The sequence below is a fragment of the Aminicella lysinilytica genome, from assembly GCF_004362975.1.
GTDB lineage: Bacteria > Bacillota > Clostridia > Peptostreptococcales > Anaerovoracaceae > Aminicella > Aminicella lysinilytica.
In genome coordinates, this window is the sequence record NZ_SNXO01000018.1 from 20,733 (window position 1) to 44,396 (window position 23,664).

The window sequence follows — 23,664 nt, forward strand, 5'->3', positions numbered from 1 at the left end:
CTTACCTCTTCCTTTCCTCGGCGATGCCGATCCAAAAATTACTAAAGCTCTGCATGTTTCAGCAGAGCAATGTAATATGCCTTAGGCATCATTATTCAGGAAAGGATATAAGTTTCTCTATCCAAACAGCTTCAGGATGAGATCATCCACGGCATCAGTATATCTGCCCTCTTTTATGAGGTTGTTTCTTAGTTCAACCAGGCTGAAGAGTATGAGCTGGCTCTCATCGTCTGTTACGTTCATCTTTATCTTCTTATCAAACATAATATCCACCTCCTGCTTTGTTCTATGTGGAGTATCTTTTACTAGATTTTACTAACAGAAATATCAAGTTGCAATTATACGATTTCTCATGCCATCTTTGACTTTGAGTACATTTGGCATCACAATGGCAATGAGGCATGCGCAGTAGATCGCATTGCGAAGCAAGCTTCGCGCGATCCTTGCGGCTGACCTGCCTCTGCTCTGGCTTCGCTTTGTTTGCCAGTCGCAGGGCTAGGGACAAGCAAAAAGCAGCGTATGCATTGAAATACCAACGATACGCTGCTTAATAAATTCTATGAAATTGTAGAACCATAGTAGAACCACGGCATTTTGCTGAATCGCTGAATCCCAGTGATTTCAACGGTTCTATCGACTATGAAAACCTCGCTCGTCTATTCAAACTCGATCGTTCCTGGTGGCTTACTAGTGCAATCGTACATCACTCTGTTGACGTGCTCAACTTCGTTGACGATGCGGTTTGTCACTTTGCCCAGGACGTCCCACGGCAGCTGCGCTGCCTCGGCGGTCATGAAGTCTGAGGTCATGACTGCTCTTAAGGCAATGGCGTAGTCGTAGGTCCGGAAGTCGCCCATGACGCCTACGGAACGCATATTGGTCAGAGCCGCAAAGTACTGGCCGATGGTTCCCGGCTGGCCGTACTTCGGAATCACGCCGCCCTCCATGGCTTTGGCGATCTCCTCCCTGTAAATGGCGTCAGCTTCCTGAACTATCTTAACCTTTTCCGGCGTCACATCGCCTATGATGCGAATGCCCAGGCCCGGTCCAGGGAAGGGCTGGCGATATACCAGCTTCTCCGGAATGCCCAGTTCCAGTCCGGCGCGACGCACTTCATCCTTGAAGAGCATACGGAGAGGCTCGATTATCTCTTTAAAATCCACGTAATCCGGCAGGCCGCCAACATTATGGTGCGACTTGATCACAGCCGAATCGCCTAATCCCGATTCAATGACATCTGGATAAATCGTGCCCTGGACCAGATAGTCCACTGCACCGATTTTCTTAGCCTCCTCCTCGAAAACGCGGATAAATTCTTCACCGATTATTTTGCGCTTTTGTTCAGGCTCAGTAACGCCGGCAAGCTTTTTATAAAAGCGTTCGCGAGCGTCCACATGAACAAAATTCAGATCGTATGGTCCGTCCGGGCCGAAGACAGCGTCAACAGACTCGCCTTCATCTTTGCGCAGAAGGCCGTGGTCGACGAAGACACATGTCAGCTGTTTGCCGATGGCCTTGGACATCATAACGGCCGCAACCGACGAATCAACGCCGCCGGACAAAGCGCACAAGGCTTTGCCGTCGCCGACTTTCTCTTTAATGGCCGCGATGGTGCTGTCCACGAAGTCTCCCATTTTCCAGTCGCCCTTACATCCGCAAACGTCATAGACGAAGGCTGACAGGACTTTCATTCCCTCGACCGTATGAGTGACCTCCGGGTGGAACTGCACTGCGTAGAGTTTTTTCTTGTCATCCTCGAATGCTGCAAAAGGGCACACAGATGAGCTGGCGGTCTTCCTGAAATCTTCAGGAAGAGCTGCAATATAGTCCGTGTGGCTCATCCAGCCAACAGTCTTCTTGGAGACCCGGCCGAATAATGTGCCAGTCGTATCAATGTCGATGTCCGTTTTCCCGTACTCGCTGACAGGAGCAGTCTCGACTTTGCCGCCCAGACTCCAGGCCAGAAGCTGAGCTCCGTAACAGATCCCCAGAATAGGTATTCCCGCCTCGAAAAGCGCAGTATCGTAATGTGGTGATTTCATATCATAAACGCTGTTAGGTCCGCCGGTCAGGATGATCCCTTTCGGATTCATAGCCAGCAGTTCGTCCAATGGCGTCGTATATGGATGGACTTCGCAGTAAACGTTGCACTCACGCACCCGGCGGGCGATGAGCTGATTGTACTGACCACCGAAGTCCAACACGATTATCATTTCTTTTTCCATAGTACTTCCTTCTCTATAAAGCATAAACAACCTCGCTCGCCACAAAGGTTACCTGTAAAAGCAAAACACCAAGCATCTTACAAGTTTAAGATAACATCCTTGTGTGAACGATTCCACAGCGGCAGCTTTGTTTTCACGATGAGCGAAGCTTATGCTTTGTAAGAATTAAATAGCATCAAACTATTGGCTTTATTTAATGCTCAAAGCATTGCGAGCGATTCGTAGAAAACAAATGCCGCGAGGACAAGTGAGCACAAGAATGTTATCTAATGGCATTCTGGGAGGAATCGCGCAGTATAACATCATGAGCTCCGCCCTCAACGATAGATGTAGCCGAAACCAGCGTCATCTTGCCGTTCTGCTGCAGATCCTTAATAGAGATGCAGCCGCAGTTACACATAGTCGATTTCACCTTGTTCAGTGAAAGGTTTACATTATCATGGAGGGAGCCGGCGTATGGAACATATGAGTCCACGCCTTCCTCGAACTTCATTCTTGGATCGCCGCCCAGGTCATAGCGCTGCCAGTTGCGGGCTCTGTTAGAACCTTCGCCCCAGTACTCTTTCACGTAATTTCCGTTGACATTCAGTTTGTTTGTCGGTGACTCGTCGAAACGGGCGAAATAACGGCCCATCATGAGGAAGTCAGCGCCCATAGCCAGTGCCAGTGTCATATGGTAGTCGTAAACTATACCGCCATCTGAGCAGATAGGAATATACACGCCGGTCTTTTTGAAATAGTCATCTCTGGCCTGTGCCACCTCTATGACTGCCGTAGCCTGCCCGCGTCCAATTCCCTTTTGTTCACGGGTGATACAGATAGACCCACCGCCTATGCCGATCTTGACGAAGTCAGCCCCGGCTTTGGCAAGATAGTCGAATCCTTCTTTGTCTACGACGTTGCCTGCGCCGATCTTGACCGTGTCGCCATACCTGTCGCGGACCCACTTCAACGTCTCTCCCTGCCACTCGGAGTAGCCCTCGGAAGAGTCGATGCAAAGAACGTCAGCTCCGGCTTCTACCAGGGCAGGAATCCTCTCCTCGTAATCGCGGGTGTTGACGCCGGCGCCTACTACATAGCGCTTGTGAGCGTCCAGCAGTTCGTTTGGATTGGATTTATGATTATCGTAGTCTTTTCTGAATACGAAATGTGTCAGTCTCTGCTGGTCGTCAATCACGGGAACGGCGTTCAGCTTATTATCCCATAGGATGTCGTTAGCCTCGCTCAATGTGCAGCCATCCTTGGCGTATATGAGTTTATCAAAAGGAGTCATGAAGTCGCTGATCTTAGTGTTCGGATCCATTCTGCTGACTCTGTAGTCGCGGCTTGTGACAAGGCCGAGGACCTTGCCTTCGGCGGTGCCGTCGTCAGTGATGGCTATAGTCGAATGGCCGCTCTTGGCTTTCATGTTCAGCACGTCCTGCATAGTCTGGTCAGGTCGCAGATTGCTGTCGCTCTTAACAAAACCTGCCTTGTAGGCTTTCGCGCGCTTGACCATTTCTACCTGGCTTTCGATAGGCTGGGATACAAATATAAAAGAAATCCCACCCTCTTTTGCCAGCGCTACAGCCATGTTGTCATCTGAGACAGCCTGCATCACGGCAGAAACAAGTGGAATATTCGCTTGAATTTCCGATTCCTCACCTTTCTTATATTTGACTATTGGTGTTTTCAATGAGACATTTTCAACTCTGGTATCCTTGGCAGTGAAGCCTGGAATGAGCAGATACTCGTTGAATGTCCTTGACGGTTCGTTACAATATTGGGCCATGAGTTCCTCCTTTTCTCTCCTTTTTCCTCTTCGTTTTTCATTTAATTATTAGGGATTATTTTATACCATTTTCGCCCATAAAGCAAGGGCGAAAATGTCTTTTTTTCAATGGTTTTCTAGTTTTTCTATTAGTTGAACAGACCGTCCTTGAAACTGTAGGTTTTTACCATGTAATAATATGTATGGTCTGACTGTGAATTCGGATCTGTATAACTGGATGTATCAGCTGATTTGATCTTCTTGATAAGCTTGTAACTTCCGCCTGTAGACCTGTAAACCTTGTAACCGTCTACGCCGGAGACAGGGCGCCAGGAAATATTGACCTTGGAGCCTGAGGTTACCTCCCCCGTGAGGCCCTTCACCATTTCGATCTTTGTCGATCCGTAGAAAAACTCATAGACCGAGTCAGGGAAGACCTTGTCAATTACCTTGGCAAACCACGACTGGTTCGTAGCCTCCTTCTCGATGCCCGAGGCTGAATCATTGCTCTCCGTAAGGGCTATAGACGACAAAGCCCTGCGTCCATAGGCGATCAGGTCCACAGTGTCGGAATAGCGCTTGGCCGATGTATCACCCAGAACAACCGTGTAGATCGTCCTTCCATTGAATCTGAAAGCCTCAATGAGCGTTGCGCTGCCGGAATCCCAGGTGCCCGTCTTGCCGGCAATGATATTGTAAGTCAGATACGGCTTCTTTATCTTCTTATCCTTATAAAAGAACGGATTAGTCGTGCGCACATAAAATGCATCGCTGAGATTGTCCTCTGGTATCTTGTACAGTTTAGTCTGGCAGACCTTCTGTATGAACTCGTATTTAGTGGCCGCCTGCAATATAAGCGCCATATCGTGAGCCGTTGTGTAGTGACCGCTGACCTTGACACCGTTAGCATTGACGAAATGCGTATTGGTGCAGCCCAGGGCAGCCGCTTCTTTGTTCATGATCTTGGCGAATGACTTGGTGTCACCGCCGACAGCCTCGCCGAGAGCCGCCGCCGCGTCGTTGCCCGAGTGGAGCAGCGCCCCGTAAATCAGATACCTGACCTTGATCTTCTCGCCCACCAGCAGATACAACTTGGACTCCATCTGTTTGGCAGCGTACTTGGAAACCGTCACCGTGTCGTCCAGACTGATCTTGCCCTTGTCCACATATTTCATGACCACATAACAGGTCATCATCTTGGTGATGCTGTATGGATCCATCTTCTTGTTGATATTTTTCCCGTACAAAACCTGACCTGTCTCGCCGCAGTATGCGATGGCTGCGTCGGCCGTCAGGCTGGGCTTGTTAGCATAAGTTGTCGAGGTTGTCACCTTGACCGTGCCTGTCTGGGCGGGTTTGATGTTGTAGGTAGTCGCGCCGAAGCTCTGGCCGGCGCACATAGAAAACGCCACCACAGTGGCTAAAATTACAGTTATAACTGTCTTGCTTGCTGATTTAATATTCATAGGTATTATTATAAGCGTTGGAAGGTGGCTTTGGCAAGGGTTAATGGGAATTTTTACGTATATACCTGTACAAAGCTTCCTGATCGCTGATGTTAGGGTACTCGTTGAAGACGGTCTGCTTGGCTTCCGTGCTTACACAGATATATTCCGTGCCATCTATCCTGGCATTGCTGGCCAGGCATTTCTTGGCCAGAGGCGTGTAGCCCGTCTTGCCGCCAAGGATCATGGAATTATCGCCGGTCTCATACCGTATGCTGTGAGTGATGACAGTATCACTGCTGCGCTTATTGTCCGCCTTGATGGTATACTTGACGCCGTCAAACATTTTGCGAAATTCTTTGTTATTCATGGCGTACCTGACCAACCTGGCGTAGTCCAGGCATGTGCCGTAATTGCCGGCGGAATCCACACCGATAGGATTGTCAAAGTGGCTGTTCTTCATGCCGATCCTCCTGGCCCAGGCGTTTTCCCTGATGGCAAAAGTTTTCAGGCTGCCGTCGCCGAAATATCTGGCTACTGTCATGGCTGCGTCGGCCTGAGATTCAAACATCATACCATATAGATAATCGCGCAAAGTAGCCTTTTCTCCAGGTTCGAAGCCTGCGGATTCGTATTCGCCCACGGTTTTCATATAATCATAGTCTGACGCCAATGTGGCCACGCGTATATCCATATCCGAAGCCTTCATGTGATCCAGTGCATAGACGATCACCATGATCTTGGCCAAAGACGCTGGCCTGGTCTTCTCGTCGGCGTTCCTCTGATATACTATTTCCCCGGTTTTCAGATTCTCTACCACAGCGCACTTGCTCTTTATAGCCGGAGGATCCTCTTTGGTTATAGTGCTGGATTCGCCGCCGTTGCAAGCAGACACAGAAACTATGACCGCTGCAGATAATAGCAGCGCCAAAGCCTTTTTGATTTTAATATGATTGCCTCTACTGAACATCACAACTCCCTAGTCTTGATAATATCAATTATAAACTTATTTCGACCTATGTCCATTCCTTTGTTAGAAAAAACAGAAATACCTGCGGGGCGAGGCGAACGCTTTACCCTTAAGGCAAATGTCCGCCCTGCTCTCGCAGGTATTCTTTATTTAAAGTTATTGTTACGAGTATACTTCAGTCTGAGCTTACATCATGCCGCCCATGCCGCCCATACCGCCTCCGGCTGGCATAGCTGGTGCTGCAGGTGCATCTTCCTTGATGTCTACGATGCCTGCTTCTGTAGTCAGGAGCATTGCTGATGCTGATGCTGCATTCTGGATAGCAGACCTTGTGACTTTGGCAGGATCTACGATGCCTGCGCCGATCATATCTACATACTGCTCATTTGCAGCATTGAATCCGTAACCCTTCTTCTGATTCTTGACTTCAGAAACTACTACGCTTCCTTCGAATCCAGCGTTCTCAGCAATCTGTCTTACAGGCTCTTCAAGAGCTCTTACAATGATTGCTGCGCCTGTCTTCTCGTCGCCTTCCAAAGTCTCGACATATTTCTGTACCTCAGTAATAGCGTTGCAGAGAGCAACTCCGCCGCCTGCTACGATACCTTCCTCAACAGCTGCCTTAGTAGCGTTAAGAGCATCTTCTATTCTGAGTTTTCTCTCCTTCAGTTCTGTCTCTGTTGCAGCGCCGACCTTGATAACGGCTACGCCGCCAGCCAGCTTAGCAAGTCTTTCCTGAAGTTTTTCTTTGTCAAATTCTGAATCTGTATCTTCGACCTGAGTCTTGATCTGATTGATTCTTGCATCGATTTCAGCCTTGTCGCCTGAACCGTTGACGATAACTGTGTTGTCCTTGGTTACCTTAACTGTTCCTGCCTGGCCTAACATATCTATAGTAGCTTCCTTCAGGTCATATCCTAATTCTTCGCTGATGACTTTACCGCCTGTAAGTACTGCGATATCCTCCATCATTGCCTTTCTTCTGTCACCAAAACCAGGAGCCTTGACAGCAACAACGTCGAATGTTCCACGCAGCTTGTTGACTACCAGTGTTGCAAGAGCTTCGCCCTCAACATCCTCGGCTACGATGACAAGTTTCCTGCCCTGTTTAACTATCTGCTCAAGCAGCGGCAGCATATCCTGAATGTTGCTCAGTTTCTTGTCTGTCAGCAAAATGTACGGATTCTCGAGAACTGCTTCCATCTTGTCTGTGTCGCTGACCATATATGGTGACAGATAACCTCTGTCAAACTGCATACCTTCAACAACGTCAAGGGTAGTTCCCAGTGACTTGGATTCCTCAACTGTGATGACTCCGTCTTTTCCGACCTTGTCCATAGCTTCTGCTATCAGTCCGCCGATGTTCTCGTCGCCTGCTGAAATGGAAGCAACCTGCGCGATGCTTTCCTGAGTCTCAACCGGTTTGGCAATTGCTTCTATCTGTTCTACAGTCTTATCAACTGCTCCCTGGATACCTCTCTTAAGTACCATTGGGTTTGCTCCAGCGGCTACATTCTTGAATCCTTCTCTGATGATGGACTGTGCAAGAAGTGTTGCTGTAGTAGTTCCATCGCCGGCTACATCGTTAGTCTTAGTAGCGACTTCCTTGACAAGCTGTGCGCCCATGTTCTCTACGCTGTCTTCCAGCTCGATTTCTCTTGCGATTGTAACGCCGTCATTAGTGATGAGCGGTGAGCCAAACTGTTTGTTGATAAGAACATTTCTGCCCTTAGGTCCAAGTGTTATTTTAACGGTGTCAGCAAGTTTATCAACTCCGGCCTGCAGACCCCTTCTAGCTTCTTCTCCGTAAAATACGTCTTTTGCCATTCTAATCTACCTCCCCGATTACTCTACAACAGCCAGAATATCTGACTGACTCATTATTGTATATTCTTCGCTATGGAATTTAACTTCAGTTCCAGCATATTTGGAAAATACGACCTTGTCTCCGGCCTTCAGTTCCATGTCCTCGTCCTTAGTTCCCGGACCTACTGCAACTACCTCAGCCATCTGAGGCTGTTCCTTGGCAGAACTTGTGAGGATGATCCCACCTTCTGTCTTCTCTTCTGCTTCCAGCTTCTTGATCACTACTCTGCTTCCAAGCGGTTTGATACCAAAACTCATTTTCATTACCTCCTGATTTATATTTATTATTTACTCATCTTATATGGCCACCATGGAAACGCCCTGTAGCGACCCATCGGCCTGATGGCTGTTAGCACTCATTCTGTCTGAGTGCTAACCATCTTCTTCATTGTATGACCTATGGGCACTATTGTCAACACATTTTTGCAAGTTTTTTATGTTTTCTGGATGAAGTTTTCCCCCACGAAAAAAAGCACCGCTACTCTGCGATGCTCCTCATATAATAGAACAGATACTGCTGCGCGAAACCGCCCAGGTCCCCGAATTTCTCCCGGGCAAAAGCCGCCATCTGCTTTTTGTTGTTCTCGTCCAGGCCGTACAGCTCGTGCATGACCCGGCGCACCCACACGTCTATGGGGAAGCTGTCGTACTTTTTCATGCCGAAGAGCAAAATGCAGTTTGCCACTTTCGGGCCTATGCCACAAAGTTCAAGCAGCTGCTCTTCATTCTCGGGCAGTCCCTGTTCGCAAACGCTTCTGGCCGTCTCCATGAGATATCTGGATCTGTAGCCAAGCCTGACCTCGGCCAGATCGGCCTCGCCCAGTCTTGCCAGGGCCTCCGGCCCGGGAATCTCGTATGCCGGCGCCTCAGACCGGATCGCGCCGGCCGCGGCTCTGCCAGGGTTACCGGAATTGCCGGCGTCGCCATCCTTCGCGCCGGCCGCGGCTCTGCCAGGGTCACCGGAATTGCCGGCGTCGCCATCCTTCGCGCCGGCCGCGGCTCTGCCAGGGTCACCGGAATTGCCAGCGTCGCCATCCTTCGCGCCGGCCGCGGCTCTGCCAGGGTCACCGAAATTGCCGGCGTCGCCATCCTCCGCGCCGCCGCTGATCGGCTCCCCCGCCGCAGCGCAAAGCCGCTCGATGCAGCCTTTGATACGCGGAATGTTGTTGTTCTGAGAAATGATGAAAGAAACTATGGTCTCCCAAAGATCCTGATCCAGAAGCCTAATGCCGTATCCAAAGTCCGCCGCCTTCCTCATGATCGGATCATCTGCGCAGAGAGTCTCCTTGATTTTCCCGTAATCTCTGTCCAGATCCAGGTACGGCCTCCAGATTTCCCGGAATTCCTGCTCAGTGCATGGTGTAATGGTCAGAGCTCCGGCGGCCTCCCGCGACGATTCACTATCGAGTCCGGCGGTGAACTGCATGTTGACCTTCCGGCCCATGGCGATTCCAGTGTAGGAACCGTTTGGCTCTTTGTTCCATCTGAAACACTGACCACAGTCGAAGATGTGATCCAGGTTGAAATCCTTAATGTTATCTACTGTAAATGAATTCATATTTTCCTCGCTACTGACCTCCTGATGTGTTTTATGACAAATCGCCATTTTCATGGTCAAAAATACGAAATGCTTTCCAATTTCTTGCTTATTCAAGTAGTAATGAATTAATATACTGGATTATACAGCTATCCGCATCGATATTTCGACTCTGGTTCACATAGTCATCACACTTATTAGTTTTAGGTTAACCATCTGCTGCCAATTTCTATACTAGTGTTCAAATATTATTGTCGGATCCATGGATATTCGGATTTTTGATGCCTTATTTCGTGATTTATCATAAAACACCTTTTTGAAATCCGGTCCCAGCACGCAATCCAGCCCCAGCACGAAATCCGGTCCCAGCGCGAAATCCGGTCCCAGCACGAAATCCAGCCCCAGCGCGTCTCTACACTACCTGCTTAACTTCCACATCGACTTTGACCACGTTGAAGGCGGTCATGTTTTCCACCTGTTCGCGAAGGGCCTTCTGATAATCCATGGCGCTTTCCCAGATCAGGGTGTTCCGCTCCACAGCCAGGGACACTGTAAGATGCAGCGCGTCCGGCGAAGTGTTTTCGTAGACCTTGATTGCCTGAGCGACTCCCGGCGTTTCCTTGGCTACGCAGGAGGCTATATCCGTTATAACCGAATCAGATATATAGAATTCCCCCATATAGCTGAAAGTCGGCCGGACTACTGTACGCTCTGAATAGGGACTGCCCCCGAAGAAGTTTCCGCCTTTGAATATGCGGAGAGGATCCATGAAGTAGCCGGCGAAATCGCGCTTCAACTGCAGTGTCGGCACAGGTATTACGTGCTTTCCCTGAATATGGCGCTGTCGGTCGGCCACATCGCGCTCCTCTTCAGTGGTGATGTCTTCAATGTGGATCTGACGGATGGGTGCCGGCAGGCCAAGGCGCTCAACTATGCGGCTGGCCATCTTGTCAGAAGTCCCCAGAACCAGAATGCTGTCAGGGGCAAGTTCCTTGATGCGGTCAGCTACGGCAGCCTGATGCTCCGGCTTGTTAAATAAAGCCGTCTTGATGGCGCCCACCATGGTCTGCTGGCGTTTGGCGGATATCCCCGCCTCGACGCGATTGCGATATATGAACAGGCCGTCATCTATTACGCTCTCTATATTCAACTCTTTACACAGGTTCATAGCCTGAAAACTCTTTCCTGTGCCGCTTTTACCGGTCAAAGTATAAACTTTCATCTTTACTTAGTCCCGCCTTTCTGTTATAATTAAGACCGAATTTAAATTCAAGACATGTCTTAAAGGAGGATTATACCAATGGCTTACAAAATTACAGATGCTTGCATCAAATGCGGAGCTTGCGAACCTGAGTGCCCAACAGAGGCAATCACAGAAGGCGAAGACGCTTATGTAATCGACGCTGAGAAATGTATCGATTGTGGTTCTTGCGCAGATGCATGCCCGGTAGACGCACCAGTTGAAGGCTAATCTACATTATTGAAAACGATAACCGTTTCGCAAAAGCGAAACGGTTATTTTCTTTATGCTCCCGCGTCTGATGTTATCTGCATCTCGACTGTCATTATACATCTGGGAAATCAGGCTCCCGCCTAATCTCTCAGATTTTCTTCTTCCCTGTGCTTGTCCTGAGCGACTTCCTTCTTCTGTATATCATTCATGTGATATGCCAGGGAATGAAGACTGTCAGAAAGATGTACAACTTCTAGGGCTACATGAGTCGGAACCTCGATATCCGTCGGAGCGAAGTTCCAGATTCCTTTGACTCCGGCGAAGGACAACTTATCTGCCACTTCCTGAGCATTATCCCGATTGACGCAGATGATACCTATATCGATTTCTTCCTCTTCAACATATTCCACAATGTTCTCATAATCCAGAATCTCTATGCCGTCCAGATCCTTACCGATCAGGTTAGGATTGATATCGAAGGCCGCACAGACCTTGAACCCCTGCTTGTGGAAATGCGTGTATTTTGCTATAGCCTGGCCCAGATTGCCTGCGCCGACTATGACCATTCTATATTCTTTATCCAGGCCCAGGATGGCGCTTATCTCTTTATACAGGCCGTCTACGCTGTAGCCGTAACCCTGCTGGCCGAAACCACCGAAATTGTTCAGGTCCTGCCTGATCTGTGAAGCCGTGTACCCGATCAGACTGCTGAATTCCTTGGAAGAGATCTTCTCTACTCCCTTTTTCTTCAACTCGATCAGATAGCGCCTGTATCTCGGCAATCGTTTGATGACTGCGTTTGATATCTTTGCATTATTTTTCCCCATCGTTACATCTCCCGTTCTATAAAAAAAAGTCGAAAACCCGCCATGGCCGGCGGGTTTAATCTTTACTCTTCAAAATTTTCGTCTACGTATTTGACCAGGTCACCGACCAGTTGGAATTTCTCTGCTTCCTCATCCGGTATTTCTATATCGAACTCTTCTTCGATCGCCATGATGATCTCTACGGCGTCGAGGGAATCAGCTTCCAGATCCTTCATCAAATTTGTATCCATCGTAACCATTGACTCATCAACGCTCAACTGCTCGACGATGATGTCTCTAATCTTATCAAAAGTCATAATAAACCTCCTATAGTCTATGATCAATTACAAAACTTATTATAGTGTACCCTCTAATGTATTGCAAGTGAAAATTTAATTTTTCACAAATTCAACCACTCGTCATACACGAAATCAAGTTCTTCCTGGGCGCTGTCCAGCTTTTCCTGCATTTCCCGCAGAGCCTTGGAATCGGACAGGTTGGCTGGCTTGCACATATCCTCCTGGATCTCCTTGATCTCTGTTTCCAGGGAGTCTATGGTGTCTTCAAGTTCTTTTCGCTGACGCTCGTTTCTCCGGTGCTCGGCCTGTTTCTGCTTCTTCAAAGCCCTTTCCTCCGCCGGCGACAGAGCTTCCTGCCCGGCCGGGGCCACTTCCATTCCGGAGGCTTTCTGTGCATCGCGCAGGCCATCTACCAGATCGTCATTAGGCGATGCCTTGCTTTGGCCGCCGGTGTGGAGGCCGGCAGTCACAACGCCCGCGCTGCCTTCGTCCTTAAGTTCTTCTATATACTTCTTACCTGATTGTATGGAAGCCTTCTTTTCCTCATAGTAGTCATAGCCGCCTACATACTGAGTTATGCCCGAAGGTCCCAGCTCAAATATCCGCGACGCCACCTTGTTCAGGAAATATCTGTCATGGGATACGGCGATGACCGTACCAGGATAATCCTTCAACGCATCCTCGAAAACCTCCTTGGAATCTATGTCCAGGTGGTTAGTAGGCTCATCCAGCACCAGAACATTGGTACCGGACATCATGAGCTTAAGCAGAGCCAGGCGAGCCTTCTCGCCGCCGCTGAGTGAGCCTACAGGTATGAATACCTGATCGTTGGTGAACAAAAATCTGCCCAGGATGGCTCGTATCTCGCTGTCTTTGTAAAGTCTGTAGGAATCGTGGACCTCATCCATAACGGTCTTGCTGTCGTCAAGCATTTCCTGCCGCTGGTCGTAATATCCGAAGGTCACATTGTGCCCGATCTTCAGGTAGCCGGCCGTCGGCGTCAGGTCGCCCATCATGATCTTCAGCAAAGTAGTTTTGCCGATGCCGTTAGGTCCGACGATACATATGCGCTCGCCCTTTTTGATATCGAAATCCACATTTTCAAAGAGGTCGCGCCTGTCAGCGCCGAAGCCGAAGGACTTAGACAGATCCTCGCCGAAAAGCACGTCATTTCCACTTTTGTACTCCTGACGAAAGTGTATCTTCATGGAACCCAGTTCTTCCTCGGGCCTGTCCATAACATCCATAGCTGCCAGCTTCTTCTCGCGGGAAGCCGCCCGCTTGGCCAGATGCTCCGTGCCGCGCTCCTTGAACTTTCTGATTATGTCTTCCTGGCGCTTTATCTCGTCCTGCTGCTTGCCGTAAGCCCTGATGTCAGCCTCTCGCTGCTCACGCTTCTTGATGGCGAATTCCGTGTAATTTCCCTCGTAGCTCTTAAGCCTGCGATGCTCCACGTCGAAGATCCTGGTGGCCATCTGATCCAGAAAATACCTGTCATGGGACACCAGCAAAATAGTGCCTGTGTAGGCTTTCAGGAACTGCTCAAGCCATTTGAGCATGCCTATGTCCAGGTGGTTGGTCGGTTCGTCTAACAAAAGGATGTCCGGCTTTTCCATCAGAAGGCAGGCCAGGGCCAGTCTGGTCCGCTCGCCGCCGCTGAGGGTGTGTATAGGCTTATCATAGTAGTCCTCGCTGAAGGCCATGCTGGTAAGTATTCCCTTCATTTCGCTCTTATACGAGAAGCCGCCTTCGTTCCTGAATCTGTCCTGCAGATCTCCCAGGCGATGAAGGGCTCTGTGGTATTCGTCGCTGTCCAGTTCTCCATCTGACGCCATTTCCGCCACCTTGTCGCTGAGCCTGTGTATCTCATTTTCCAGTTTCTCGAAATGGCCGTATATTCTGTGGACCTCTTCAAGAAGAGTGCTGTTATCGTCGAAGGTATCCTTTTGAGCCAGGTAGCCCATGGATATGTCCTTAGACACGAAAAAATCGCCGGAATCAGCATGGTCCCGGCCTGCGAGGATATTCAACAGGGTGGTCTTCCCGGCGCCGTTGGCTCCGACTATGCCCACTCTGTCACCGCTGTTGACGTGAAAGGACATTCTGTCCAGGATCACGTCGACTCCATATGCTTTTGTAAGGTCAGTTGCTGACAATACTATCATTTCTACTCCATTTACAGAGACAGGTCTGCGTAAGCGTCCAGATGCAGATCGTCCGCCCCCTCTTTCTTATACTTGTAATATGCCGCCGCGGCGATCATGGCTCCGTTGTCCGTGCACAAAACCGGCTCCGGCGCATATAGTCTGATACCTTCTTTATGGCAGGCTTCCTTAAGTTCCCGGCGCAGTTCCGAATTAGCCGCAACGCCGCCGGCAATGACAAGCCTGTCTTTGTTCATGTTCCTTACTGCCATCATGGTCTTATCCACGACTACATCAAGAACTGCCTGCTGGAAGCTGGCGGAAACATCCGCAACATTTATCTCCCTGCCGGCCATTTTCTCTGTGTTTATATAGTTCAGAACGGCCGTCTTCAGACCGCTGAAACTGAAATCCAGGCTGTCCTTTTCCAGATAGACACGCTTGAAGTGGACCGCCTCCGGATTCCCGTCCTTAGCAGCCTTATCCACCTTGGGACCGCCGGGATAACCCAGGCCGATGACCCTGGCAACTTTATCGTAAGCCTCGCCTACGGCATCGTCTCTGGTGCCTCCGAGGACCTTGCATTCGTTGTAATCTGTCACTTCCACGATATTAGTGTGACCTCCGGAAACTATGAGTGCCATAAATGGCGGCTCAAGATCCGGGTACTGGATATAGTTGGCGCTCACATGACCGTGCATGTGATTGACGCCTACCAGGGGAATGTCCTTGGCGAAGGACAAAGCCTTAGCCGTTGCAACTCCAATTACTACGGCGCCGATGAGTCCCGGGCCGTTAGTGACTCCTATAAGATCCACGTCGTCCAGTGTAACTCCCGCTTCTGACAGAGCCTCATCCAGAACGCTGTTTATGTTCTGCAGATGATGCCGCGAAGCCAGTTCCGGCACTACGCCGCCGAAAACAGTGTGAAGTGCTATCTGTGATGAAATAACATCAGACATCAGCTGGCGGCCGTCGGCCACTACAGCTATAGATGTTTCATCGCAGCTGGATTCTATTCCCAATGTAATAAATTTCCCGTCTTTCATTATGATTCCTCTGTGATTTTGTCCGGATCGCCCATGCGCCACATTATTATGGCGTCCTCGCCGTTGTCCTCGTAATAACCCTTACGCCTGCCGGATTCCTTGAAACCGAATCTGCCATAAAGGCTCTGGGCAGCCTCGTTGCTTGCCCGCACCTCCAGGGTGTGACTGACGATGCCGGCCTCTTCAGTGGCGTTTATCATGGTATTTAACAAAATAGTGCCTACGTGCATGCGTCTGTACTTGGGCAGTACGGCTACGTTATTTATGTGGCCTTCGTCTGCGATGCTCCAGACGCCGATGTATCCTATGAGTTCCCCCTCCAGGTCAGCCACTATATATGTGGCCAGCTTGTTTTCCGCTATATCGTGGCGCAGGGATTCCTCAGACCAGGGAGTCTCAAAGCATTCCTGCTCTATGGTCTCCAGTCCCGGCACATCGCTGACCGTTGCTTTTCTGATTGTTAGTTCTGACATTATTTACTCCTGAATTTAGCCATTTTCGCCGCTCTGGCCCTGGCAAGGGATCCGTCCCTGAGTTTCTGCTCTGCTTCTGTCTCACGCATGTAGTCGGGCAAAAGCTCCTCGTATGTGCAGGTCTCGCCTGCCTCCAGTTTATCCATGGCAAAGGCAGCCGTCATGGTGGCTGTCTGGTATCTGTCTTCTTCCTGAGCGCATTCGCGGCCCTGAAGTTTGTCGGCGTAAGCGTCTACGCCGTCGCCGTAAAAGATCGGCGCTATGCCGGCCTTATCGACTGCGTCCAGAACATCCGTAAGCATGTACGGTCCCGGCTTCAGAATGTCCTTTTTATCCTTGTCAAAGACTGCTCCGTAGACCTGCCCCCTGCGAGCGTTGAATATGACCGCTACGGGCCTGTTTCCGCACTTGAGGCGGAATGTATCCAGTGTCGGCACCTGTATGCACGGCTTATGCAAGGCCTGAGCCACGGCTCTGGCCGATGATACGCCTATGCGTATGCCTGTGAAAGAGCCCGGACCCACCGATGCGGCTACGGCCGCAATATCGCTGCCGGTCACCTTTTGTTCCCGGAAGAGTTCCTGCGTCATGGCCATGAGGTTTTTCAGATGGCTCATGTCTTCGGTGGTGGTCTTCATGGTCATTTTATATGTTTCCAGGTCGGCAAGAGCTACTGAGCCGATTTTTCCTGTTGTTTCTATGGCTAAAATGTACATCTGTAAACTCTCTCTCCTTCCTTTTCTCCGTATTCTATGAATATGCAAAGGGTCTCGTCGGGCAGCACCTCGGCCACCTGATCGGCCCACTCTATGATGCAGATGCCGCCGGCGTCGAAGTACTCATCTGCGCCGATATCGAACATGTCCTCGCCGCTTTCCAGGCGGTAGACATCGAAATGATACAGGGGCAGCCTGCCGGAATGATGCTCGCCGACAATAGTAAAAGTAGGGCTCGTGATCCTTTCGGTAACGCCAAGCCCTTCAGCTATATACTTTGTCAATGTGGTTTTCCCTGTGCCCAGGTCGCCTATGAGGGCGACTATATCGCCGGCCTTCAGTTTCCCGGCCAGGTCCAACCCAAAGCGTCTCGTATCTTCTTCGTTTTTAATGGTAACCGTTCTCATAAGTATTTCCTACTTCTTCGGTACGGACGGCTTGTTCTCGGCTCTGTGTATGAGCTTGGATATCCTCTTGTATATGAGGAATGTCAGCAGAGCGTTGATACCGGCCTTGGAAAGGTTGAAAGGAATTATCGCCGGCAGCATGAGTGCTACTACGGCTTTCTTCTGCATTCCGTAAAAGAGCGGATCCATTATATAATTCGCTGCGCACATGACCACTGTCATGGTTATGACGCCTGCAACCAAAGCAACGACGGCCTCTTTCTTGGTCTTTTTGTGCCTGTAAAGGTTGCCTGCAACAATGACGAATGAGCCCGTTGCCAGTACATGCATGACGAAGCCTATCCACGTGTCCTGTCCCATGATGAATGCTTCTATGAAGCTTGCAAGGAACGTAACGATAAGTCCTGCCACAGGTCCGAAGGAAAATGTGGCTATGAGGATAGGAATGTCGGCCAGGTCGTATTTGAAGGCCGGCATCAGCGGATATGGTACGTATATCATTACCAGGACGCAGGCAATGGCCGTAAGCATGGCCAGGGTCGCCAGTTCCACCTGATAATATCTGGAATTTTGCTTCATGTTCTCTCCTAATGTTCTATAGTTCGAAGTCCGGCTGGCTCATCTTGTAAATGGCGTCAGCGTAGATCTCGATCATCTGGTAATACCGTTTGATTTCAAGTTTCTCATTTTTCTGGTGCATGATATCCGGGTCGCCCGGGAACAGTCCGCCGTAAGCTACGACGTTATCGAAGGCCTTGGCGTATGTGCCGCCGCCTACAACTATAGGCTGGCTCTCCATGTCGCCGGTCTTATCTCTGTACACTCCCACCAGCGTTCTGATTACATTGCTGTTGGTGTCGAAGTAGATAGGCTTCATGTCCCCCTGCTTGACCACGCCCAGATCGTACTTGTCGATGAAAGGCATAACAGCTCCGTAGATCTTATCTGCGTTGGCAGAAATCGGATATCTGATGTTTATATTAACTGAGATCGATTCGCCGTCGTAATTGACAAGTCCGTTGTTGAATGATAGTTTTCCTGATTTTTCATCATGGAAATCCAAGTTCATGTTCTTGCCGTAAACATTGAATCCAACGCATTTATTATAAAAGTCTATGAATACGTTCAAGTCGTCGTTAACAAAGGTTAGCTTTCCAAGGAAGGCGAACAAAATGGAAATTGCATTGAGTCCGTCCTGAGGTGCTGCTCCGTGGGCGGCTACTCCCTCGGCCGTGATTTCCAGGGACTTGCCTACGCCTTTAGTCTTTACTTTATATCCTGTCTCGTTTCTGTATTCCTCTACCAGGTCCTTGATATGGTCATAGGCCTCCGGGTCGTTGCTTCTGACTACGGCTCTCGCGTGCTCCGGCACCATATTGGCTGCCGTGCCGCCGGAGAGCTTGCTCAGGAGCAGGCCTTCCTTAGGTGAAGGTGAAAGTTTCTTGGCTATATCAAATCCAATCATGCCCTTTTCTCCGTTGAGAATAGGGAAATCTCCGTCGGGAGTGAACCCATAGTCAGGGTTGCCCAGTTTTTCCTTATAATGCTGTACTCCGATCCAGTTGGTCTCTTCGTCCAGCCCCATGATCAGACGTATGCGGCGCTGTGGCTCATAGCCGGCGTCCTTCAAGGCCTTCATGGCAAAGAAGCACGCAAGGAGCGGGCCTTTGTCGTCTGTAGTTCCGCGGCCGTAAATATATCCATCGCTCTCCGCGCCGCTGTACGCATCGAAATCCCAGCCGTCTCCGGCAGGTACTACGTCCAGATGGCCGATGATGCCAACGGTTTTATCTCCGCTGCCAAAGTCGATATGCCCGCCGTAATTGTCTGCATTAGCTGTCTCAAAGCCATACTCCTCAGCCTTTTTCAGCATGTACGCAAAAGCATCCTGCACGCCCTGCCCGAAAGGATATACCTCACCGGATGGTGTCGTAACAGGATCTCCTGCATCACTTCTGATTCTTATCAGCTCTTTTAGAGTATCGACAGCCTGGCTCTTATTTTCTTCAATATGCTTTGCCAAGTCCATTTCAATACCTCTTTTTACTAATCTACTGCTTCTACGCCTTTAACTTCCGGAACAGCTTCCTGAAGGATCTGTTCTACGATTCCTTTCAGAGTCATTCTGGCTCCCTGGCATCCTGCGCAATGTCCCTGTAATCTTACCTGAACAATGTTGTCCTCTGTAATACCGACCAGTTCGATGTCTCCGCCGTCTCTGCGGAGTACCTGTTTAACGTCCTCTAAGGCTGCATTGATTTTCTCTTCCATTTGTAATTTTTCCTTTCTATTTATCTGCTTTCGGTTTTCACCGGTGCAGTTATTTCACTTTATAAACGTATACGGTCTTGAATGCTCCGTCCTTGATAACATCTATGTTAACAGGCTTGCTCGGAACTCCCAGCTTATTGAAAGTTATGACGCCTGATGCGCCGGAGTAATCCCTGGTTTTCGCCAGAGCATCTCTGACCTTGGCGCCGTCAGTAGATCCGGCCTTTTCGATAGCCTCTATGGCAAGCATATATGCGTCATAGGCCATGACCGTTCCCTGATCCTGATTCTTATTGCCATACTTCTTCTGGTAGGCTTCTGTGAATTCTTTATAGTTTTTCGTTTCAGCAGTCTCACCGTTAAAGTCAGATGCCACCGCTATTTTTATACCCTTTAATCCGCTCTGCAAACTCAGTAATTTATTGTTATGCCACTCTTTCGGGCCTATGAGCGTAACTCCATTGACCTTCAGTCTGTCTAACTCCCCGGCAAAGGTCTTGCCGCTGTCAAAGGATGTCGCCATGAAGATGGTCCTGACGCCGCTTTTTCTGATCTGCTCGATGCAGGCGTCCAGATCGCTGCCATCCTGCTTGATCTGTATTTCCTGACAGGTGACCGGATGTTTCTCAGCGACTGTGATAGTCTGCTTAGTCGTGACCTTCTTCTTCTTGACTTTCTTAGTAACTTTAACGACCTTTTTCGTCTTTGTCACCGTATAAAGGCCCTTGCATTTCCTGGTAAAGTTATTGACCATATCGCTGACGGTATCGTCTCCTTCAACGGAAACCACTGCTACCTTATTCTGATTCAGGGATTTTACAGCATACTCTGCTGTAGCGTAACCCTGGATGGCCTCGGAAAAACTGGTACGGAAATAGTACTCATTGTTTTCTGTAACCAGGGGATTAGTCGCCGATATGGTTATTCCCGGCACCTTGGCGTCTCTCAGATATTCGCCGGCAGCCAGAGAACAGGCGTCTCCGTAAGTTCCCAGTACTACAGCAGGCTTCTTCTCAAGTATATTCTGAATCGCACTCTGCGTAGTATAAATGCTGCTCTGAGTATCCTCATAAACCAGCTCGACCTTCTTCCCAAGGACCTTGCCGTGAAGTTTGTGGGCGATCTCGATGCCTCTGATTTCCGCTTTACCGTAACTGCTGTTTTCACCCGTCGTAGGTTCCAGAACGCCGATCTTGATAGTATCAGCCCCGGCTCCTTTGTCAGTGAAAAATGTATCTTTGAAATTGTCATAGGTGGCGCACCCGCTCAGGCCTGCAACCATGCAGACAGTGATCAGGATCACCATAAGTAATTTCTTTATTTTCATTATTTCCCCGAATATAGCTTTCGATTCCAAAAAGCGGTGAGAGGTCATGGACCCTTCGCCGCATTTTGTGTGCAAACGTACTCTTTATTATACTACATTTGCCTGAAAAGTAAACATTTTTGTCACCTTACCGTGACCTTGCACTTATATACCTGTGTGTTTGTAGAATCTATTACCAGCACTACTGCCTTGCCCTTTTTCTTTCCTCTGACTACTCCCGCCGGAGATACTGAGGCGATGGAATTATCAGATGAAACGAATTTCAACCCCGTATATACAGGATAAAGAGCATCTGTCTTAATATTGATCTTACCATACGAACCGGCCTTTACTTTCATAGACTTGCGAGTCAGTTCTATATATGGGGCTACGACTGTACTGTCGATATCCACGACATTCAGGGTATATGATGCTGATACCTTGCCTATCGTAACGCTTATGACAGTCTTTCCTTTCTTCAGAGCTTCTACATTGCCGTCACTGTTTACCGTTGCTACGGCTGGAACAGACGACTTCCACTTCATGCCGCTGGTGTCCGCTGAAAACGGCACGGCCGTGTAAGGATTGTCCGACACAACGCCTGCCACACCTGCAAAGGACTTTTTGTTCAAAAAGTATATAGCCTTGATTTTACTGCTGTCGGCTTTACCGGAGCGTATTTTCTTCCACTTTGCGTGAGCCGTTAAACTACTGGTAGCAACGGTATCTTTGGTGAGTTTTATCATAGAGCCGCCGTTATTATAATACCAGCCCTTAAACTCATAACCCTTCTTTGCCGGGTTCTTCGGGAATCCCGTGATGACCCTCTGACTGTAGGCAGTAATGGTCTTGACGGGCTTCTTTCCATTTACGAACTTTACCTTATATTCCTTAAGCTGAAGTGTCTTGTAATTGGCGTCGATCCAGGCGACACGCTTGTTGATCCATGTCTTCAGCTGAGTGACTTCCTCGCTGTATGGTCTGTTGCCTTTTACTGTAGTATCGCCGTCTATATCCATGGCGTAGGTGCCCCACTTCTCCATGTCGTACTTCTCCGAGATGCCTACCTGAGCAACATACTTATCCAGCTGGCCGCCGTCTCTGGTCAGTTCCTCAAGTTTAGCCTTGATGACCGGCCATCTATCCACGACCTTCTTAGAGAAGGTTTTGTCCTCGAAAAGCCTGCCGTACCATACGTTCTGATTCTGTGAGAACTCTGTGGTATTCATGTTCTTGCCGTATTCCAGATCTCCCCAGGCTACGAAGTCGAAGTCCCACAAAGGTCCCCAGCACAGCTTGCCGTTCCTGGCCTTGTAGAGATATGTGCTGTTGCTGCCAAAGGCATCCCCGTTGTATGAGATTTCCTGAAGCCAGTAATAGTCCACGGCCGAATCCACATCCATATAATCTTTGTAGGATGCGCCGCTGCTTTCCTTGAAGTCCTTGCCGTATATGGCGTCCTCGGTTTTCTGGAAGTAATCCTTGATATAGTTGTATTGAGCGTCGTTAGTATAGCCCTCGAAATCCGGACTCTCTATGAGGAACCTGTTGCCCTTCTTGGTTGTGAAGTCCCTCTTGGTCGATGTCGGATCCTTGGTTTTCTCGTCATCGGCGCTGCCCATAGAAAGGAGATAGCCGCCGGTGATGGTAGGCTCTGTAGTCGCGCTGCTTGACGTCTTATCTGTCAGATCGTCTATGTTGACGCTGTTCTTGTCGACTCTCACCTGAGTGCTTAGATAGTAACTCCCATAATATGTGCCGTTCATGACCACGTCCACGAACTGGCATTTCGGCGTGTAAGCCATGCCCAGCTGACCGCCCAGCCAGTATGTCAGCTTGTTGCGTAAAAGGCTGTTATCGAATCTGTTTGCCAGCAGTACCCAGTTCTTGCTGGTGCCCATGCTCAGTAGATTCTGTTTCTTGTCGAATTTCACCTTATAGGGCTTCTTGTCTGCGTCCCAGGTGGAATTGCCCCGGCCCCTGATATAGTCCAGAGAATAGGTGCTACTTGAATCTGCAGCCTGGGTCTTCCCGGAATATTCGTCATAGTACCCGGCCGGCACCTGCATAGTCATGTCACCGAAACACTCTGTCTGGTGGCTGCCGTCGGAATTCATGTCCGATATGGTCCCCTGTGATTCATCTATGTTGAAATACAAGGTCGGCAGTGAACTTTGGACGAACTCGACTGACCTGAGCAAAAAGCTCTCTTTGTTGCCGCTGTCGTCTCTGTCGTCTCTGACCTTAAATGACAAAGTGTGCTTGCCTACGATGTTCTTCCCAAGTGTGTCGGTGGTTATGTCCGCGGCCTTGGTCCAGAAGTCTTCTCTGTTTTGATTTTTGATTTTTACAGACGCAAAAGGCTATTCAATTGAATAGTTAACTTCCATGCCCCAACATAGTGTATGATGCGTGGGCCGAGAAACGGAAGTTAACATTGCAAACAGATAATAGCTGACATTTAATCGTGTCAGCTTTTTTGCGTTTTATATCTTAATGATGTAAAATATCATAACTTCAGCAGAGGAGGTGGCGGAGCAAAGGAGAAAAAAATGAAATACAAACATTTAACATTAGATGATCGAATCGAAATACAGCATGCGTTAAAAGATCGCACATCGTTCATAAAGATAGGTGCTGTTCTTAACCGTGATGCATCAACGATCTCAAAGGAAATCAAGGCACATGCACATGTGACAAAGACCGGGACAAAATCGAGGCCACACAACTCATGTGTACATAGAAAGACCTGTATGCATGAAGGAGACATATGTGAGTTGTGCATACAGACATCATCGTGGCATGAAAGCAGGTATTGCTCGGTTTGTGGAATGTGCAATGATGTTTGCCCGGAGTTCAGGGAATATCAATGCAAGGTCCTGAAAAAGCCTCCGTATGTCTGTAACGGGTGCAAAACTCGGAGGAGTTGTACACTGAGTAAATGTAC

At 49.2% G+C, this 23,664-nt stretch carries 23 protein-coding genes; 2 read left to right on the forward strand and 21 right to left on the reverse strand.

Annotated features, from left to right (window positions below; genetic code table 11):
• Nucleotides 1–117: 117 nt before the first annotated feature.
• From EV211_RS10700 to EV211_RS05915, 9 genes are all read right to left on the reverse strand, one after another.
• Nucleotides 118–264, reverse strand: coding sequence for a hypothetical protein (locus EV211_RS10700; RefSeq protein WP_166635384.1), 147 nt, complete (start codon nt 262–264; stop codon nt 118–120).
• Between the two features lie 392 nt (nt 265–656).
• Nucleotides 657–2,225 carry a glutamine-hydrolyzing GMP synthase gene (gene guaA, locus EV211_RS05875; protein ID WP_133528515.1) on the reverse strand — a complete coding sequence of 523 codons (1,569 nt, stop codon included), beginning with the start codon at nt 2,223–2,225 and terminating at the stop codon, nt 657–659.
• Nucleotides 2,226–2,487: 262 nt separating this feature from the next.
• The gene (locus EV211_RS05880; RefSeq protein WP_133528494.1) at nt 2,488–3,996 is read right to left on the reverse strand and encodes an IMP dehydrogenase; all 1,509 of its coding nucleotides are present in this window, start codon (nt 3,994–3,996) and stop codon (nt 2,488–2,490) included.
• A gap of 128 nt (nt 3,997–4,124) precedes the next feature.
• On the reverse strand, nt 4,125–5,441 hold the full coding sequence (locus EV211_RS05885; protein ID WP_133528495.1) for a D-alanyl-D-alanine carboxypeptidase family protein: 1,317 nt from the start codon (nt 5,439–5,441) through the stop codon (nt 4,125–4,127).
• A 40-nt stretch (nt 5,442–5,481) separates the two neighbouring features.
• Nucleotides 5,482–6,390 carry a D-alanyl-D-alanine carboxypeptidase family protein gene (locus EV211_RS05890; protein ID WP_133528496.1) on the reverse strand — a complete coding sequence of 303 codons (909 nt, stop codon included), beginning with the start codon at nt 6,388–6,390 and terminating at the stop codon, nt 5,482–5,484.
• 186 nt (nt 6,391–6,576) lie between these two features.
• A complete protein-coding gene (gene groL / locus EV211_RS05895) occupies nt 6,577–8,217 on the reverse strand; it encodes a chaperonin GroEL (protein WP_133528497.1) in 1,641 nt (546 codons plus the stop codon).
• 18 nt (nt 8,218–8,235) lie between these two features.
• Nucleotides 8,236–8,514: a co-chaperone GroES gene (locus tag EV211_RS05900; protein WP_133528498.1), complete on the reverse strand. Its 279-nt coding sequence runs from the start codon at nt 8,512–8,514 to the stop codon at nt 8,236–8,238.
• 220 nt (nt 8,515–8,734) lie between these two features.
• Entirely contained in the window at nt 8,735–9,814 is a 1,080-nt protein-coding gene (locus tag EV211_RS10705) for a DNA-3-methyladenine glycosylase family protein (protein ID WP_166635385.1), read from the reverse strand.
• 391 nt (nt 9,815–10,205) lie between these two features.
• Complete coding sequence (locus EV211_RS05915) at nt 10,206–11,015, reverse strand: Asp23/Gls24 family envelope stress response protein (RefSeq protein ID WP_133528499.1); 810 nt, start codon at nt 11,013–11,015, stop codon at nt 10,206–10,208.
• A gap of 78 nt (nt 11,016–11,093) precedes the next feature.
• Between EV211_RS05915 and EV211_RS05920 the strand changes: the two genes are divergently transcribed.
• The gene (locus EV211_RS05920) at nt 11,094–11,264 is read left to right on the forward strand and encodes a 4Fe-4S binding protein (protein ID WP_133528500.1); all 171 of its coding nucleotides are present in this window, start codon (nt 11,094–11,096) and stop codon (nt 11,262–11,264) included.
• 122 nt (nt 11,265–11,386) lie between these two features.
• On the opposite strand, the gene EV211_RS05925 is transcribed toward EV211_RS05920, so the two are convergent.
• The 12 genes from EV211_RS05925 to EV211_RS05980 form a co-directional block, all read right to left on the reverse strand.
• Nucleotides 11,387–12,073 carry a redox-sensing transcriptional repressor Rex gene (locus tag EV211_RS05925; RefSeq protein WP_133528501.1) on the reverse strand — a complete coding sequence of 229 codons (687 nt, stop codon included), beginning with the start codon at nt 12,071–12,073 and terminating at the stop codon, nt 11,387–11,389.
• 62 nt (nt 12,074–12,135) lie between these two features.
• The gene (acpP, locus tag EV211_RS05930; protein WP_133528502.1) at nt 12,136–12,369 is read right to left on the reverse strand and encodes an acyl carrier protein; all 234 of its coding nucleotides are present in this window, start codon (nt 12,367–12,369) and stop codon (nt 12,136–12,138) included.
• Between the two features lie 83 nt (nt 12,370–12,452).
• Complete coding sequence (locus EV211_RS05935; RefSeq protein ID WP_133528503.1) at nt 12,453–14,516, reverse strand: ABC-F family ATP-binding cassette domain-containing protein; 2,064 nt, start codon at nt 14,514–14,516, stop codon at nt 12,453–12,455.
• An 11-nt stretch (nt 14,517–14,527) separates the two neighbouring features.
• Nucleotides 14,528–15,544, reverse strand: coding sequence for a tRNA (adenosine(37)-N6)-threonylcarbamoyltransferase complex transferase subunit TsaD (gene tsaD / locus EV211_RS05940; protein ID WP_133528504.1), 1,017 nt, complete (start codon nt 15,542–15,544; stop codon nt 14,528–14,530).
• A complete protein-coding gene (gene rimI, locus EV211_RS05945; protein WP_133528505.1) occupies nt 15,544–16,017 on the reverse strand; it encodes a ribosomal protein S18-alanine N-acetyltransferase in 474 nt (157 codons plus the stop codon). Before rimI ends, tsaD begins: the two co-directional genes overlap by 1 nt.
• A complete protein-coding gene (gene tsaB, locus EV211_RS05950) occupies nt 16,017–16,733 on the reverse strand; it encodes a tRNA (adenosine(37)-N6)-threonylcarbamoyltransferase complex dimerization subunit type 1 TsaB (RefSeq protein ID WP_133528506.1) in 717 nt (238 codons plus the stop codon). Before tsaB ends, rimI begins: the two co-directional genes overlap by 1 nt.
• Entirely contained in the window at nt 16,721–17,140 is a 420-nt protein-coding gene (gene tsaE, locus EV211_RS05955) for a tRNA (adenosine(37)-N6)-threonylcarbamoyltransferase complex ATPase subunit type 1 TsaE (protein WP_133528507.1), read from the reverse strand. The genes tsaB and tsaE overlap by 13 nt, the downstream gene beginning before the upstream one ends.
• A 9-nt stretch (nt 17,141–17,149) precedes the next feature.
• Complete coding sequence (locus EV211_RS05960; RefSeq protein ID WP_133528508.1) at nt 17,150–17,719, reverse strand: ECF transporter S component; 570 nt, start codon at nt 17,717–17,719, stop codon at nt 17,150–17,152.
• 16 nt (nt 17,720–17,735) lie between these two features.
• Nucleotides 17,736–19,169, reverse strand: coding sequence for a dipeptidase PepV (gene pepV / locus EV211_RS05965; protein ID WP_133528509.1), 1,434 nt, complete (start codon nt 19,167–19,169; stop codon nt 17,736–17,738).
• A 17-nt stretch (nt 19,170–19,186) separates the two neighbouring features.
• Nucleotides 19,187–19,411 carry a NifU family protein gene (locus EV211_RS05970; protein WP_133528510.1) on the reverse strand — a complete coding sequence of 75 codons (225 nt, stop codon included), beginning with the start codon at nt 19,409–19,411 and terminating at the stop codon, nt 19,187–19,189.
• A 49-nt stretch (nt 19,412–19,460) separates the two neighbouring features.
• Nucleotides 19,461–20,738 (reverse strand): ABC transporter substrate-binding protein, encoded by a 1,278-nt coding sequence (locus tag EV211_RS05975; protein ID WP_166635386.1) that lies wholly within the window; start codon nt 20,736–20,738, stop codon nt 19,461–19,463.
• Nucleotides 20,739–20,860: 122 nt separating this feature from the next.
• Nucleotides 20,861–22,972 (reverse strand): CotH kinase family protein, encoded by a 2,112-nt coding sequence (locus EV211_RS05980; RefSeq protein ID WP_133528512.1) that lies wholly within the window; start codon nt 22,970–22,972, stop codon nt 20,861–20,863.
• Nucleotides 22,973–23,269: 297 nt separating this feature from the next.
• Here EV211_RS05980 and EV211_RS05985 point away from each other — a divergent pair.
• The coding region (locus EV211_RS05985; protein WP_133528513.1) for a helix-turn-helix domain-containing protein at nt 23,270–23,664 on the forward strand (395 nt) is incomplete at its 3' end.